The 16,766-nt window shown below is 40.6% G+C and carries 12 protein-coding genes; 4 read left to right on the top strand and 8 right to left on the bottom strand.

The genetic code is table 11. The annotated features are described in order from the left end of the window. Nucleotides 1-24: 24 nt before the first annotated feature. The 3 genes from KO534_RS11780 to KO534_RS11770 all read right to left on the bottom strand — a co-directional run bounded on the left by KO534_RS11780 (nucleotide 25) and on the right by KO534_RS11770 (nucleotide 3,672). A complete protein-coding gene (locus tag KO534_RS11780) occupies nucleotides 25-2,373 on the bottom strand; it encodes a TonB-dependent receptor domain-containing protein (RefSeq protein ID WP_215929853.1) in 2,349 nt (782 codons plus the stop codon). Nucleotides 2,374-2,565: 192 nt separating this feature from the next. Further along, nucleotides 2,566-2,928 carry a ribonuclease E inhibitor RraB gene (gene rraB / locus KO534_RS11775; RefSeq protein ID WP_215929852.1) on the bottom strand — a complete coding sequence of 121 codons (363 nt, stop codon included), beginning with the start codon at nucleotides 2,926-2,928 and terminating at the stop codon, nucleotides 2,566-2,568. Nucleotides 2,929-2,952: 24 nt separating this feature from the next. Further along, nucleotides 2,953-3,672, bottom strand: coding sequence for a 1-acylglycerol-3-phosphate O-acyltransferase (locus tag KO534_RS11770; RefSeq protein ID WP_215929851.1), 720 nt, complete (start codon nucleotides 3,670-3,672; stop codon nucleotides 2,953-2,955). A gap of 193 nt (nucleotides 3,673-3,865) precedes the next feature. On the opposite strand from KO534_RS11770, the gene KO534_RS11765 reads away from it, so the two are divergent. Beyond that, nucleotides 3,866-5,017 (top strand): HD domain-containing phosphohydrolase, encoded by a 1,152-nt coding sequence (locus KO534_RS11765; RefSeq protein WP_215929850.1) that lies wholly within the window; start codon nucleotides 3,866-3,868, stop codon nucleotides 5,015-5,017. 93 nt (nucleotides 5,018-5,110) lie between these two features. On the opposite strand, the gene glnG is transcribed toward KO534_RS11765, so the two are convergent. From glnG to glnA, 4 genes are all read right to left on the bottom strand, one after another. Next, entirely contained in the window at nucleotides 5,111-6,517 is a 1,407-nt protein-coding gene (gene glnG, locus KO534_RS11760; RefSeq protein WP_215929849.1) for a nitrogen regulation protein NR(I), read from the bottom strand. Further along, the gene (glnL, locus tag KO534_RS11755; protein WP_215929848.1) at nucleotides 6,514-7,593 is read right to left on the bottom strand and encodes a nitrogen regulation protein NR(II); all 1,080 of its coding nucleotides are present in this window, start codon (nucleotides 7,591-7,593) and stop codon (nucleotides 6,514-6,516) included. The genes glnG and glnL overlap by 4 nt, the downstream gene beginning before the upstream one ends. Before the next feature lie 90 nt (nucleotides 7,594-7,683). After that, nucleotides 7,684-8,211, bottom strand: a complete 528-nt coding sequence (locus KO534_RS11750; protein ID WP_215929847.1) for a DUF4124 domain-containing protein — start codon at nucleotides 8,209-8,211, stop codon at nucleotides 7,684-7,686. Between the two features lie 148 nt (nucleotides 8,212-8,359). Beyond that, on the bottom strand, nucleotides 8,360-9,769 hold the full coding sequence (glnA, locus tag KO534_RS11745) for a glutamate--ammonia ligase (RefSeq protein ID WP_215929846.1): 1,410 nt from the start codon (nucleotides 9,767-9,769) through the stop codon (nucleotides 8,360-8,362). Nucleotides 9,770-10,202: 433 nt separating this feature from the next. On the opposite strand from glnA, the gene typA reads away from it, so the two are divergent. The 3 genes from typA to KO534_RS11730 all read left to right on the top strand — a co-directional run bounded on the left by typA (nucleotide 10,203) and on the right by KO534_RS11730 (nucleotide 16,020). Further along, nucleotides 10,203-12,041: a translational GTPase TypA gene (gene typA, locus KO534_RS11740; RefSeq protein WP_215929845.1), complete on the top strand. Its 1,839-nt coding sequence runs from the start codon at nucleotides 10,203-10,205 to the stop codon at nucleotides 12,039-12,041. Nucleotides 12,042-12,297: 256 nt separating this feature from the next. Beyond that, nucleotides 12,298-12,540 (top strand): DUF2845 domain-containing protein, encoded by a 243-nt coding sequence (locus tag KO534_RS23720; RefSeq protein ID WP_354667930.1) that lies wholly within the window; start codon nucleotides 12,298-12,300, stop codon nucleotides 12,538-12,540. A gap of 282 nt (nucleotides 12,541-12,822) precedes the next feature. Then, on the top strand, nucleotides 12,823-16,020 hold the full coding sequence (locus tag KO534_RS11730) for a response regulator (RefSeq protein WP_215929843.1): 3,198 nt from the start codon (nucleotides 12,823-12,825) through the stop codon (nucleotides 16,018-16,020). An 88-nt stretch (nucleotides 16,021-16,108) separates the two neighbouring features. Here KO534_RS11730 and KO534_RS11725 read toward each other — a convergent pair whose 3' ends face one another. Further along, nucleotides 16,109-16,465, bottom strand: coding sequence for a hypothetical protein (locus KO534_RS11725; RefSeq protein WP_215929842.1), 357 nt, complete (start codon nucleotides 16,463-16,465; stop codon nucleotides 16,109-16,111). Between the last annotated feature and the right edge of the window lie 301 nt (nucleotides 16,466-16,766).

The raw sequence follows: 16,766 nt of genomic DNA, 5'->3' as shown, positions 1-16,766 counted from the left end.
GGGAAAACTGGTTATTGTAAAAGTTTAAAATTTCAAAGTAGCATTGAATGCTGCTGTGCGAGGTGCGCCAATCCAAGCAGACTGGCCAGCGATACCGCCTAAATAACTCTTATCAAACAAGTTATTGACTGTAAAACGAAGCTCTAAATCGCCCATCCCTTCAGCTAAAGAAGGGATACTAATCCCAGCGTACAAGTCTGTGACTAAGTAAGCATCGGCAACAGCGGTATTGGCAGCATCAATAAAACGATCGTCAACCCATTTCGAGGAAAGCCCTCCAAAACGGTTATCTTGTTGCCAATCTAGCGACACCACTATCATGTTTTCGACTGAACCAAATACTGTGTTTCCAGCTGGGTAACCAATAGAGCCTTCTGTGTATTCAGAATCGTTCGCAGTAAAGGCACCATAAACAGAGATTGTCTCGGTTAATCGTACTGATAGTGAGGCTTCGATGCCGCTTGATTCAACCCCACCTACGTTCACGTAACTGCCGTTAGTGCCAATTAGATAATCGATACCATCAGGTGAATCAGGTGCAATAAAGGTTAAACGGTCATCAAATTTAATACTGTAGTAAGTTAAACTCGCATTAATATCTTGCGACACATAACGTAGACCTAAGTCTAAGTTTTCGGCTGATTCGGGAGTCACTAAATCCAAAGTGGAAGCGTCGCGTTCAAGTACGGTGTCTTTGATTGCAGCAAAATTTTCTGCATACCCAGCAAAGGCCTCTAAGCCATCCACAGGGGTTGGCACCACTATACCCGCTGAAATTAACACATCAGAATCTGATGATACCGTAGCGCCATTAGTAGAGTCGAAGTTGTCTTCACGCTCTAAATCGACTAAGAATTTCTTGGCACCTAAACGTATCACTGCAAAATCCAAATCCAATTCATCTTCTAAATACAACATAGTAGTTTCTACTGGGAACGTGCGTTCGTATTCCACCCAATATGGGGTATGGTCAAATTCAGCGCTAGAACGAGAATCGATAATTTTATGCCAATCGCGAGATTCATTACGGCTATAGTCTTCATACCAAACACCGCCTCGTAAGGAGTTATCCATGTCGCCAATTTTGGTGTACCAAGTAAAGTCAGCATTAAAACCGAAACGTTCTTTTTCATAATGAGTATGTCGGTAAGAGCCCACTGGTATCGCACCATCTGAATAACATGCAGGATCATATACCGCACCGGCACCACCATAAGGGAAAGTAATCGAACTCTCACATCCCGCTTCAGGACTAAGAGCATTGCCCGCTTTATCAACAAAGAAAAGTTGACCTAAAGCCGAACCGCCACTAACCGTTTGGCCAGACACTAATTCAGAATGAGGCGCATTGTCACCATCCGCTTTCACATCAACAACATATTGCGGTACCCAGTCACCACGACCTTCATTTTCGTGATAATAAACGTTGGCGCTCAAGTCAATATTGTCGCCTTTGTATTGGGCAGACACATATCCAAAGAGATTCTCTCGCAGAGTAGACCAACCTTGACGATACACTTGGTCAACGTAAGGAATACCCGTCCACTGAGAAATCAAACCATCTGATTCTGGGTTTTGCTGGAATTGCGCAAGGCTGACACGTTGGTAGTTATCTTCATGAGTGTCATCCCAAGAACCATAAGCTGTGACTTCAATGTCACCAAAAAGACTGACTACCTTGGCTGCAATATGATCACGTCTATTTTCGGCAGATTGATCAACCCAATCGGAATTTCGACTATTTGAAACACTCACCCAAGCAAAAGTATCTTTAGCAATTTCACCTGTATCGTAACGTGCAAAAAATTTCTGTGCTTCAAAGTTGCCTTGTGACCAACTCAAAGTCATTTGCTCATCATCGTTAGGTGCGATAGTTGTAAAATTTAAAGTGCCACCTAGAGCTTCATTGGAACGGGAAGCGATGTCGCCGGTACCTTGTGATACTTCAACAGCAGCTAAGTTTTCAGTGTCGATGTAACGATTCGCTTTGGCTCCACCACCATAGTTAGAATTACCGTTAGCGATCCCATCGATAGTAATACCGATTTGCTGTTCGTCTAGGCTTAGCTGGAAACCACGAATTGAAACAGTAGTAGACCAATCGTCTGAGCCAAAAGTGTCTCCCTCGTTTATCAGTACGCCTGGTAAGTTGTCTATTTGGGCTAACACACTCGTTAAGTTACTTTGTTGCTTCGCCATCTCATCAGAAGTTTGATTGTTGGCGTACGACACACTTTTGCCTACTACTGTAATTGACTCCAAGTTTTCGTTTTTGTCTGACTCTTCAGCGCCAATCACTGGCATAGTCATCGCACAGGCACTCAGCGCTAAGGATATCGATAAAGCTAATTTAGATGGTGTTTTGCTGTTCATTAAATGTGTAGTCCCAGTTGATTTATTTTTATGGGGCGTAATATGAATGAGCAATGTGTAACTGGGATGTACTTTTATTGACGCTTAGATGATGGTTTTACTACACTTTTTTAGCAAACTAATGACACTTTTATGTCAATAGTTTGCTTTTTGAACTTAAATTCGAATTTTAGCCGTAGTTATTATTAGTGGCTATTTTTCAATAAAAAATGTGCCCCAACCGTCGTAATCCACATCATGCTTTTCGGCAATGGCAAAGAGTTTATCGGTATCCTGATTAACTAAATCCACATCCAACATACGCTCAACAACGGCATCAAAACAAAACACTTCTTCACCGTCCTCTAACTCAAACTCTTCCGCATCTCCTACTTCGAAACCTGCTTTAAAGGCATCAACTGCAGCCTTTTCTAACAACTCAAAGTCGGCACTAGCAAAATGATACTCTATGGTATGTGCTTTACTGGCGTCACTACCATCTTCGATTAACGCTTCGATTGTTTCTTGATTAAATGCATGCCATTCGGCTAATTCGGATGTTTGCTGTGAATTCATGAAATACTCCTATGGGCAAGTTAGTTAGACTTTTTTGTTATCTACTTCTGTATTGATTTGTGTAATTTGTTGCTGCATTTTACGATGAAAATATTCGGCATTGTATTTAACCGACTGAGTTTCATTGATGAATTCTGGCTCAGACAGTTGTATCACTAACGTACCGTTGTCCCATCTATTCAATTTTATTTTGTTATGTAAACTACTGGCTGTCACCATTACTATGGGTTCGTTAGTCGCTTTAGCGATTCGAAATGCGCCGGTTTTAAAAGGCAACAAGCCACGACCATTGCTGCGTGTTCCTTCAGGGAAAAACCACACAGATAAGCGCCTTTTTTGAATTTTTTGTACTGTGTCTTGTAAAGTATCATGTGCTCGACCTGAGTGTTTCCTGTCGATCATAATGTTTCCCGTTAGCCAATACACTTGCCCTATTATTGGGATCCATATGAGACTTTTTTTACCAACAGTTACTGTGCCTTTTTGCGCTGCGGCGCATATAGTTAGTAAGTCAAAACTATTTTGGTGGTTGGCAATAAAGACATAAGGCCCTCCTTGTTTAACACTATCAGGGACTCGTACTTCAAGTTTTAATCCTAATAAAGAAGAAACAGAACTATACAACACACCGGCAGCGTGAACGTTGTCACGGTGAAAAGGCCGCAACACACACACCAAAATCAATAACAAATTGATCAGCAAAAAATAAAAGAATATCGCAATAATGCGTAGTAACGCTAACAAGGCATACCCTAACCAGTGAAATGGGCGCTGAGTATACTCATTTTAACTGTTTCCTAAAACAATTATGGTCGTTGATTTACTTAGTTACATAATAGGTTGTTCTTTTTGCTGCATAAATAAATGAATAAAATTTGTATTTAGCCGATACTTAAAAAAACAATAAATTCTTTCAATCATTAAGGCCATTCACTCTATGCAAATGTTTAAACATGAAGAACTCGATGAAGACATTCTCACAGACCTTTTGGAAGAAATTAACGAGCTTTATGAAGCCAGCGAACAAACCTTAATTGAATTAGAGTTGAAGCCGGAAGATAACGAATTACAACGTTCATTGTTCCGTTCTATCCATACCATTAAGGGTGACTTAGGCTTAGTGAACTTCTCTCCCCTTATCCCGCTGCTACAGTACGCTGAAGAATTGCTCGACTACCTGCGTAAAGGGCAAATTCAATATACCAGTAACATGAGTGACTTAGTGCTACTGATAATGGACAAAGTGAAAGTGTTTGTTCAAAGCTGCATTCAAACTGGGCAAGCTGAATATGACAAACAATTGTTTGAACAATTGGTTACCGCCATTCAACGTATTACGCCAGAAAATGGCCCCCAGCATGAACATTTGCTAGCCAAAGCTGTGGTCTTATTAGATCCGAGTTTTGATACTGGCCAAGAGCATGAATTATCCAATGAAACCACAGCTTCTGAGGCGCCGGTCAGTATTGCGACAACAGGCATACCAAAATCCATTAGCAACGAAGAGAGGGAAGATTTAGTATTTTTTAGAGAATTGATGAAACCCATAGAAAAACGCTCTAAGTATTGGGATGGCCGCGGCGATAGAATTGCGAAACTAGCCGGTTATATCAATAAAATAGCAGGTTCGCCTATTAACGAAGTTCAGCTAGCAGTAGCCTGTTATATGCATGATTTTGGCATGGCCTTTATGCCAATTGCAGTGCTACACAAACAAGAAAAACTTCAAGAAGTCGAATTTAATTTAATGCGTTCACATGTGTATAAAAGTGCACGCTTGTTAGAAAACCTCACGCAATGGAATGAAGCACGAAAAATTGTAATGCAACATCATGAGCGTATCGACGGCAGTGGCTATCCACTAGGAATTAAGGAAAATGATATTTGCGAAGGCGCCAAGTTATTAGCCATTTTAGATACCTTTGACGCCATTACACACGCTCGGGCACATCAGAGCCACACAAAACGCCCCAAGAAAAAGGCGGTTATCGAAATTAACCGTATCGCCAAAGGGCAGTTTTCAACTAAATGGATGCAGGCTTTCAATACAGGTATGGCCGCATTATTAACCAGTGAGCGAGCCAGATAAGCAGTAGTATTGTTCAAGTCTTGTAGCGAACGCTTTAACCAATAGCCATGCTATTGTTGCCCGAAACAATAGCAAAGCCAATTGGTTAGCGTATTACATATTCAGTTCTTTTAATTTTCGGGTCAGAGTATTTCTGCCCCAACCCAAACGTTTAGCTGCGTCCTGCTTATGTCCATGGGTGTAGTGCAAAGCTCTTTCTAACAAAATTTTCTCAAAGCTCATAATGGCATCATCTAGAATATTGTTGTGCCCCGATTGCAATTGTAGATCAGCCCAACTGGCTAATAGTGTTTGCCAATCTCCAGACTGAGCCGTTTTCTCTACTGATACAGGTTGTTGATTAATTTCTGGAGGCAAATCGTGCGGCAAAACTTCTTGCCCGCTAGCCATGACTGTTAGCCAGCGACACATGTTTTCAAGCTGCCGAACATTACCGGGCCAAGGCAGGTTAGATAGAATTTTTTTAGTCTCTTTACTCAGAGATTTAACTTCTACCGCTAGTTCTGCTGCCGCCTTTTGTAAAAAATGGCCAGCCAGCAGAGGGATATCTTCACGTCTTTCGCTAAGGGTCGGAATATGGATTCGGATCACGTTTAATCTGTGATATAAATCTTCTCTGAACTTACCTTCAGACACCCGCAGTTCCAAATTTTGGTGGGTCGCAGCGATAATACGTACATCAACTGAAACTGGATTATGCCCCCCGACTCGGTAAAATTGCCCATCAGCCAAAACTCTTAACAACCTAGTTTGAACATCTAAAGGCATATCCCCGATTTCATCTAAAAACAGTGTGCCGCCGTTGGCTTGCTCAAAGCGCCCTTGTCTTGCAGCTTGAGCACCAGTAAACGCACCTTTTTCATGGCCAAACAATTCAGACTCAATTAAGTCTGCGGGTATAGCAGCCATGTTAAGGGCAATAAAAGTATTGTCTGAACGGGGGCTATGACGATGTAATGCATGGGCCACTAGCTCTTTACCTGTACCCGACTGACCATTGATCAAGACACTGATACTAGAACGAGATAAACGTCCCACCGCTCTAAACACCTCTTGCATTGCCGGTGCTTCACCAATAATTTCAGTAGCTTTTATTTGTTCAGGCTGTTGATTTTTGCTGGATTGTTCACGGGCATGTGTTAACGCTCGCTGCACTAGGTTGACCGCTTCATCTATATCGAAAGGTTTCGGCAGATATTCAAATGCACCACTTTGATAGGCGTTAACCGCACTGTCTAAGTCTGAGTGAGCGGTCATAATGATCACAGGTATATTAGCAAAGCGCTTATGCACTTCGTTTAATAATACCATGCCATCCATTTGTGGCATGCGTATATCTGACACTATCACTTCAGGAGGTTGCGACGTTTCTAACTGTAACAACAAATCTTCGGGGTTTTCAAAACTAAAACAAGGGATATTCGCCGCTTGTAACGCTTTTTGTAATACCCAGCGAATCGAGCTGTCGTCATCGACTATCCATACGGGTTCTGCACTCATGTCTGGGGATCCTTTTTTTCAATAGGTATATATAAAGTAAATTCTGTTCTGCCAGGCCAACTATCCACTTCAATTTTTCCTCTGTGGTGCCCAATTAAGGTTTGCGATATAGATAGACCTAATCCACTGCCTTCTTTTTTACCCGTCACCATAGGATAAAACAACGTGTTTTTAAGTTCGGCTGGTATGCCAGGGCCATTGTCAATAATTTGAATTTTCACGCATAGAGGCGAACATTCACCATGAATAATCACCTGTCTCTCTATCCGAGTGACCACATTGATCTCGCCGATAATGTCTGGGTTTTCTGATAACACTTGCACACTATTACGCACTATATTTAACGTAGCTTGCTGCAGCATGTCTTGATCAAGATACACATCAGGGATACTAGGATCGTAATCTCTTATAATGGAAATATTATGACTTGGATCCAGTCGCACTAACGTACAGACTTTTTCGAGCACTTGATGCACGTTGTGCCAATCAAAATTGGGGCGAAGATTGGGCCCTAACAAACGATCAACTAAATTAGTTAATCTATCGGATTGTTCAATAATGACTTGGGTAAATTCTTTTAATTCTTCATTAGGTAATTGTTTTCCTAATAACTGTGCTGCCCCTCGAATTCCACCCAAAGGGTTTTTAATTTCGTGGGCTAAACCACGGACTAACTCTCTAGCAGCCTGCTGTTGTGCCCATTGATGGTTTTCCTGACTGATTTTTTTCTGTTGTTCAACCAATCTAATTTCGACTAATAATCGTTTATCTTGATTTTCCAAAATACTGGTAACAGATACATCAGCTTGGGTGTGCCTTCCATCAGTAAACTTGAAGGTGACTTCACTATCGGAATACACTTCGCCAAATTGCATAGCATTTTGAAAGCGATCGAAGTCCAAGCTAGAAGAGGTAATAAACTGATTAACTGAATAACCAATAAGTAAATTCAAACTACGCTCAAATACCCCCTGAGCAGCATGATTAGCATATTGCACAATCAAATTGCCATCCAGTATAACGACCGCTGTAGATAGGTTATCTAGCAAATTTTCTGTAGTAACGGATTCAGACATAAACTCAACATTTTACGCACTCATATAGTGCAAAGTATTATTTAGCTGCTTTGATATTGGTACTATTTTTTGCTAAATCTTTAATTTGCACTAGTTAGCATTGATCAGAGCAGAAGCTTTATGCAGATAAAAGGTCTGCGACTTAGACGATGCAAGGATCTTGCCTGAGTTGTCGAGAAAATTAACTTGAATAGTGTGGGCGCCACGTTCGACGGATTCAAGTTGAAATTGATTGTTTGATTGAGTTTTAACTATTTGATTATCAAGTATTAATTCAAACTTACCTGATTTTTTTGGCGATACATCAACATTAATTGTGACGGCACCTGAATTATCACGCAACGTTTCCTCATCCAAAGGCGAACGGATAGACACCACGTATTGAACAACCGGTTTTGATTTAGATACGGGCTTATTGTGACTAGCAGTAGGGTTTGACGGGTTATTTAGCGAAGGTACTACAACAGTATTCATTGCCGATAAATTAACAGGTACTGCTCCATCGCTGCGTATATCACTGTAAACTGCGGTTCCATCAGCCTTTACAGTTTTATAAATAACCTGCGCAGAGGCGCTAATACACAGTAGAAATAACAATACAATCGCGGCAAATTTCATAGCAGGTTTCTACTCCAATCATCAGCGACACTTAGGTCACAAACCAGTAAATCCAAGTGTAGCGTTATTTCAAGTAAAAAAAAGCCCGCAAATGCGGGCTTGTTATCTAATTTAATAACTAAGTGAAATAGTTATTAAATCACTGATATTAAACGCTGTAGTACATGTCGAACTCAACTGGGTGAGTTGACATATTCAATAGCTGTACTTCTTCACTCTTAAGAGCGATATACGCATCTATCGAGTCATCTGTCATTACACCACCGGCAGTTAAAAACTCTCTGTCATTGTTAAGTGCTTCTAGTGCTTGCTCAAATGAACTACATACTTGTGGAATGGCTGCGGCTTCTTCAGCAGGCAAGTCATACAAGTCTTTATCCATTGAATCACCAGGGTGGATTTTGTTCTTAATCCCATCAAGACCAGCCATCAACATAGCAGTAAATGCTAGGTATGGGTTGCCAGTTGGGTCAGGGAAACGCACTTCAATACGACGAGCTCTATCGCTAGTCACAAAAGGAATACGAATAGATGCAGAACGGTTACGAGCAGAATAAGCCAACATTACAGGTGCTTCGAATCCAGGCACTAAACGCTTGTAAGAGTTAGTAGAAGCATTAGTGAAAGCGTTAATTGCACGAGCATGTTTAATGATTCCGCCAATATAGAACAAAGCTTCCTCAGACATACCGGCATACTTGTCACCTGCAAAGATGTTTTTACCATCTTTAGAAATAGACTGATGCACATGCATACCTGAACCATTGTCTCCAACAATTGGCTTAGGCATAAAAGTAGCGGTTTGTCCGTATGCATGGGCAACGTTATGTACCACATACTTATAGATTTGTACTTCATCAGCTTTCTTAACTAACGTATTGAAAAGACAAGCAATTTCGTTTTGGCCTGCAGTAGCAACTTCGTGGTGATGCGCTTCAACAGTTAACCCCATTTCTTCCATAACCATACACATTGCGGCGCGGGTATCATGGGCAGAATCGACAGGAGGAACCGGGAAGTAACCGCCTTTAACGCCTGGGCGGTGTGCCATGTTACCGTCTTCAAACTCCGCACCTGAGTTCCACTTAGCTTCACTCGAATCAATTTTAAACATTGAACCCGACATATCAGTGTGAAAACGTACGTCGTCAAATAAGAAAAACTCTGGCTCAGGACCAAAAAACGCAGTGTCACCGATACCTGTTGATTTCAAATATTCTTCGGCACGGCGGGCAACAGAACGCGGATCGCGATCATAACCTTGCATTGTCATTGGCTCTAAAATATCACAACGGATATTAACTTGTGCTTCTTCGGCAAATGGGTCAAGAACAGCAGTGTCGCCGTCTGGCATTAAGATCATGTCTGATTCGTTAATGCCCTTCCAGCCAAGAATTGAAGAGCCATCAAACATTTTACCTTCTTCGAAAAAGTCTTCGGTAACTTGATGAGTGGGAATAGAAACGTGTTGTTCTTTACCTTTAGTATCAGTAAAACGTAAATCTACAAATTTAGCTTCGGTTTCTTTAATAAGGTCAAAGGCCTTTTGTGCTGACATGGTGTCCTCCAGTTTAAAAGTATAAATGCGTTACTCGGAGTCAACTCACTCCAAATTCTAAAACGTGCCAAAACATTGCGATAATCATGCCACATACCTAAGTGTTTGGAATGCCTTTTGTTTATGTTTTTTTAGCATAGAGTAAACGAAAAAAACATCAACAAACGCACCAAACTAATGCATACACGCACCATTACAGCTCAACCGCACTTTAATGCTTCATTTTAACTTCCTAATGTTAACGTAACGTTAGAGAAATGCTGCGCTATCTTTTATTTACGGCAAAATGCATTTGAAGTTCGCTAAACGTAGGATAAAACTGTACAATCCGCGCCCAATAAATTTCAGTAAATTTTAGCTGTGTATTTCATTGGCAGATTGGCGAAAAACCATTCCAAAATGAAGAATACTTGGCCCTAACAGAGAAAAGACAATGAGTTCATCAACCACCTCAATCGAAAATTTGAGGAACATAGCCATAATAGCGCACGTTGACCACGGTAAAACCACCCTAGTTGATAAGCTATTACAACAGTCTGGCACCTTAGAAAGCCGCGGCGAAGCCGAAGAGCGTGTGATGGACTCAAACGATATTGAAAAAGAGCGTGGCATCACCATTCTTGCAAAAAACACTGCAATAAAATGGAACGAGTACCGCATCAATATAGTAGACACTCCTGGACACGCCGACTTTGGTGGAGAAGTAGAACGAGTCATGTCTATGGCTGATTCAGTATTATTATTGGTTGACGCACAAGAAGGCCCAATGCCACAAACTCGCTTTGTGACGCAAAAAGCTTTCGCTCAAGGTTTGAAACCTATAGTGGTCATCAATAAAATCGACAAACCTGGCGCTCGTCCTGATTGGGTAATGGATCAAGTATTCGATTTATTCGATAACTTAGGTGCAACAGATGACCAACTTGATTTTCAAGTTGTATATGCATCGGCTATTAATGGTTGGGCAACCAACGATTTAGATGTAGAAAGCGACACTATGACTCCTTTGTTTGAAACGATCATTGAACACGTTAAGCCACCAGCCGCTGACATCAATGGTACATTTCAAATGCAAATTTCACAGCTAGATTACAACTCTTATGTGGGTGTAATTGGTATTGGTCGAATTACCCGAGGTTCTGTTAAGCCTAACCAACAAGTCACTATTATTGGTGCTGATGGTAAAACTAGAAATGGCAAAGTAGGCCAAGTTCAAGGTTATTTAGGCCTAGCTCGTCACGAAGTAGACGCAGCAGATGCCGGAGATATCATCGCAATTACGGGTCTAGGTGAACTTAAGATTTCCGATACCATATGTGACCCTAGTACTGTAGAAGCATTACCAGCATTGTCTGTAGATGAACCAACAGTAACAATGACCTTCCAAGTAAACAATTCACCTTTCGCCGGTAAAGAAGGTAAATATGTTACTTCGCGTAATATTCTAGAACGTTTGCATAATGAATTAGTGCACAACGTAGCGCTTAAAGTAGAAGAAATGCCTGATCCAGACAAATTCCGTGTATCGGGTCGTGGTGAATTACACTTAGGTATATTGATTGAAAATATGCGTCGTGAAGGTTATGAGTTAGCAGTGTCACGTCCAGAAGTTATTTTGAAAGAAGTTGATGGACAAACTCACGAACCTTTTGAGTCAGTAACCATCGATGTTGAAGAAGAACATCAGGGCTCGGTTATGGAACAAATTGGTACCCGTAAAGGTGAGTTAACCAATATGTCACCTGATGGTAAAGGCCGAATCCGTATGGATTTCATGATCCCAAGCCGAGGTTTGATTGGTTTCCAAACTGACTTTATGACTATGACTTCAGGTTCTGGTTTGATGTACCACACATTTGATCACTACGGTCCGCACAAAGGCGGCGAAATTGGTCAACGTAAGAGCGGTGTATTGATTGCCAACGCAACAGGTAAAGCTTTGACTAACGCATTGTTTAACTTACAAAGTCGTGGACGTTTGTTTATCGGTCACGGTGTTGAAGTATACGAAGGCATGGTAATAGGTATCCACTCTCGTGAGAATGACTTAACTGTAAACGCTCTTAAAGGTAAGCAGTTAACTAACGTACGTGCATCTGGTACCGATGAAGCACAAAGCTTAGTACCGCCTGTTAATATGTCGTTGGAACAAGCACTTGAATTCATCGATAACGATGAGTTAGTAGAAGTGACTCCTGAAAGTATACGTATTCGTAAGAAGTTATTGACTGAAAACTTACGTAAGCAAGCTGGACGTCCTGCTAAGTCTTAATCTTCTAGCTTTTAAAAGATTAAATTGAAACCGGCGTAAGCCGGTTTTTTATTAACTTAAACAAAGGTTAATATCTAGAGACAACTATTGCGTTTAGAGTCATCTATAGATGTTTTTGACAACGCTTCCTTACTGTACAGCTCTTGGCCACCAATTTTATAGTTTCAATATTGTCATTCGTTAGTAGTTAACGTTTAAAGAAAGGAAATTAAATAAAAGATGAAAGACCTTCAAAAAACATTCATCTAATTAGTTGATGTCCACTAACTCTATGAAAAATATTTATAAATTAGTAAAACTTAACATACTCATTCTTTTTCTTACTTGTTCTGCAACCGTTAAGGCCGATAGTTTTAGATGTCATAGCAAAGTGGTTATGGTTGGCTATAGTACTTTTGAAGTTAAAGATAAGTGCGGAACTCCCTCATATGAAGAAGATATTGGATATATCAAAGTCGACAATGAATACGTTAATGCTAAGCAATATATTTATGATTAAGGTAGAGGGAAACTATCGAAGACACTCGTATTTCACAATGGAAAACTTGTGCAAATTATTAGTGGTCCAAGAACATAATTTGAACTTTAACTTAAGGGTCGCTTACAGATATGTCAAAAAACTTCAGAAAAATCCTATAGTTTAGGTACGGAACATATCAAATTATCCAAACACTTCTGCCTTGCTTGTATAATGCTTTCACTTATATCATGGGTTGTATAAAACTGATGATACAGTTATGCATTCCCATTTACTGCCCGAAAATGATCTAGGACTTTTACAATGACAAAAAATTTTAAGTTTGGGCTTAGGGCTAAGACGACTCTAGTATTGGGCGGACTGATTGCTATTGCATTGGTTGTTATCAGCTTTACCAGTAACTGGCAGTCAAGACACCTTGCCGAAACTACAGTGCTTGAGTTGGAGCAAAGTAAGTCATTCGTGCTTAAACAGGCAATAGAATTGGCTTTGAAAAATCACCATCAAAACCTACAATCACTGCGCGATACTCCACCTATCCAAGCCATCATAAGAACTCGTGCCAACAATGACATTGATCCCTTAAGCGGAGCAACTTTAGAACAATGGCGGCAACGCCTAAGCGTCATAATGAAGGCATTTATAACCAACCATACTGAATACCAGCAATTGAGATTTATTAGTGCAACTGGAGATGAAATGGTAAGAGTTCAACGCAGTATGTCTGGCGGGCCAATTGAAGTTGCATTGAATGATTTACAGAATAAAGCGGATTCACCTTATGTCATAGAAACCCTTAAATTACGACATGGAGAAACCTATTATTCTAATGTCAGTCTAAACCGAGAGCACGGCGAGATCCAGATCCCACACCTGCCTGTATTAAGAATTGCGACTCCAGTATTCGCAAAAGACGAAAAAATAGCTGGGTTAATGGTATTAAATTTATCTACAGAACAACTTTTTGCAGGTATTATTTCTGAGCACAATGGTATTCAACGAAGTATTGTTGACAACCATGGTTTCTATATTAAACATTCCGATGTGTCTAAAACTTTTGGGTTTGATCTCGGTGTTGACAACAAATTGAGTAACGATGAGCCTAAAATGGCTAAGACCATTCTTTCTCAGGATTCTTTCATACGTTATGACCAAAGCGAGAAAGAACTGGAAGGTTTTCAGAAAATATTTTACTCACCTCAAGATAGAACTAATTATTGGGTACTGACTTTCCATATTCCAGAAGGCCTCGTATTTACTGAGATCACAGACTCCCTGCAAAATTTGCTTTTGTTCAGTCTATTTATAGGCATATTGGCAATTGTATTTATTATTTGGTTTGTTTCTCGAAAAATCTTAACTCCAATAGTTACTATGGCTGCAGTGTATGAACGCTTCCAGGGCGGCGATTTGGCAGTACGTCTCGATACAGCTTCAGTTAATGATGAAATTCTTACTTTATACCAAGGCATCAATTCGTTTGTTAAAAATCAGCAACAGACGACAACGCAACTAAAAAACGAAGTTGCCTCACAAACCAAGCGACTTTCTGCAGTTATTGATAATATTGTGGATGGAATTATTACCATTGATGAACGCGGTATTATCGAATCATTTAACCCAGCAGCAATGAAAATATTTGGCTATAGCGAACAGGAAGTAATTGGGAAGAATGTTAAAATTTTAATGCCTGAGCCTTATTACAGAGAACATGATGATTATCTGCGGCATCATATTAAAACAGGTGAAAAAAAGCTTATCGGGATTGCACGCGTCGTTATTGGTAAACGAAAGGATGGTTCTACCTTCCCAATGGAACTCGGGGTAAGTGAACTGGCTATCGACAATACGAAACGTTTTGTTGGCATCATCCGCGATAGCACTGAGCGCCAACAAGTTGAAGCTGCATTGAATGAAGCCAAACACACGGCCGAGCAAGCCAATCTGGCCAAAAGTGAATTTCTCGCTAATATGAGTCACGAAATCCGCACCCCGATGAACGGAGTGATAGGCATGACCAACTTATTATTGGACACCCCGCTGAATCCGGAACAGCACAACTTCGCTAAAATAGTCAAAAGCAGCGCCAAGTCATTACTTTCCATTATCAATGACATTCTGGATTTTTCTAAAGTAGAAGCAGGAATGTTGGAAATGGAGTCAATAGATTTTGATATGGATTTGCTCATGAACGAATTTGGAAGCAGTATTGCGATGCGGGCCCACGAAAAAGGTCTGGAGTTAATCTGTCCTGCTAATCCGATACAAAATCAGTGTTTCAGCGCTGATCCGGGTAGAATACGACAAATCCTCAATAATTTGGTTGGCAATGCCATCAAGTTTACCGAACAAGGTGAAGTTGCAGTTTATTATCATGTGCAGCAAAAGAATGAGACACGTAGCAAAGTGCTCATTGAAGTATCTGATACCGGCATTGGTCTCAGTGAAGAACAACAAACTGGTCTATTTGAGCGTTTCAGTCAAGCTGATGGCTCGACAACCCGCCGTCATGGTGGTACTGGGCTAGGCCTCGCTATTAGCAAACAGTTAGTAGACTTAATGGGAGGCGAAATTGGCATTAAGAGCACCCTAGGTAAAGGCTCTACGTTCTGGTTCACTCTAGATCTTGAAAATGTAGAGGCTTCTGCAACCACCTTTTCTATGGCGGACTTAAGAGGACAAAAGATTTTAGTGGTAGATGACAACTTGACCAACCGCACTTTGCTTGGGCATTTATTGACTAATTGGCATGTCGAACACACTTTGGACGAGAGTGCCCAAGTGGCGCTTGAAAGCCTCAACGCCGCAGCAGCAGAGCAGCAACCTTATGACATTGCTATAATCGATATGCAGATGCCGGATATGGATGGCGTACAATTGGGGAAAAAAATCAAAAATAATCCGGCCCTATCCAACACACACTTAGTCATGCTTACATCTCAAGGAAAACGTGGCGATACAAAAAAACTAAAAGCCGCAGGGTTTAACGCTTATCTTAATAAACCAGTCGATCAAGCCGTTTTGTACAACACATTATTACAAGTAGCAAAAATCACAACAGATGATGCGCCCATACTCAATGAATATAGTGCTCGCCAGACGCCACAGTTTAAAGCTCGAATTTTAGTGGTTGAAGACAATGCCATCAACCAGATGGTCGCCCAGTCAATGCTGGAACAATTTGGAATTCAATCTGACGTGGCCGCTAACGGTGAAGAAGCCCTGAGAGCCCTAGAAAACTTCCCCTTCGACTTAGTATTGATGGACTGTCAAATGCCGGTGATGGATGGTTTTGAGGCTACCCGTAGGGTTCGAGATCCACAATCAAAAGTGCGCGACCGCTCAATTCCTATTATTGCCATGACAGCCAACACTATGCAGGGTGATCGTGAGAAATGTCTTGATTCAGGCATGAATGACTTTATCTCAAAGCCGGTGGAATCTCTGAAACTACAGCAAGTATTGGAGCAGTGGTTAACAAAAGTGCAAAACCAAACCTAATAAATAAATTTGGGAAGGTTTTGCTGAACTATTACGGCATCTCGCGCCGTTTAATTGACGCACGTTTTGTCCAAATGCATTTTTTTCGTCACACTTTAGTTTTCAAAAATTTATCCATAAACGGCTTTATCAGACTAGCTAGTTCGGGTGCTCTATCAGAATTAGCTTGTTCTTTTGGCTCACCCAATATGGCTAATTCACACAGTAGCTGTCTGGCAATCTCCTCGCGCCCTAGGCCTCTAGAATAAATACATAGCTGTTGAGTTGTCACTTTATATTCTATTGGATGGGGTAACTTGGTTTTGTTAAATATCTTCGAGCTTAAAACAACGCTAGATACCTGTTTTATCCATTCTTTTGGCACGAGTTTTAATAACAAACTCAGGTCTTTTTTTGACAATGCATGAAAAGGTTCATGACTAAACTTCCCAATGACAACTTTCATATCTGTCCTGTTTTTAAGAAATGCATACGTTCATTAATTCGAATATTTTTGTTAACTCTCGCATTAGGTTACCTAATTTGGGAGCGAAATTACTGTAATTTTTGAATTTTTGTTCCTTTGCTCTGCGGTTAATTAAGTATTCAATTTCAGTTAAAGCAACTATTTTGATAAGATACTTACCAATCAATTCCTAGAGGACATTTGCAAAATCTTATTGTACCCAGCACTTTGTACAATCCTTCTTAAGAAAATTAAATAGGTACAAAGAATTAACTACGCGCCACACGCCTTTGGAGGTTCC

It is taken from the genome of Paraglaciecola arctica (assembly GCF_018861065.1).
Classification (GTDB): domain Bacteria; phylum Pseudomonadota; class Gammaproteobacteria; order Enterobacterales; family Alteromonadaceae; genus Paraglaciecola; species Paraglaciecola arctica_B.
Note: the sequence above shows the minus strand (reverse complement) of the source record. Positions and strands in the feature narration are given on the sequence as shown.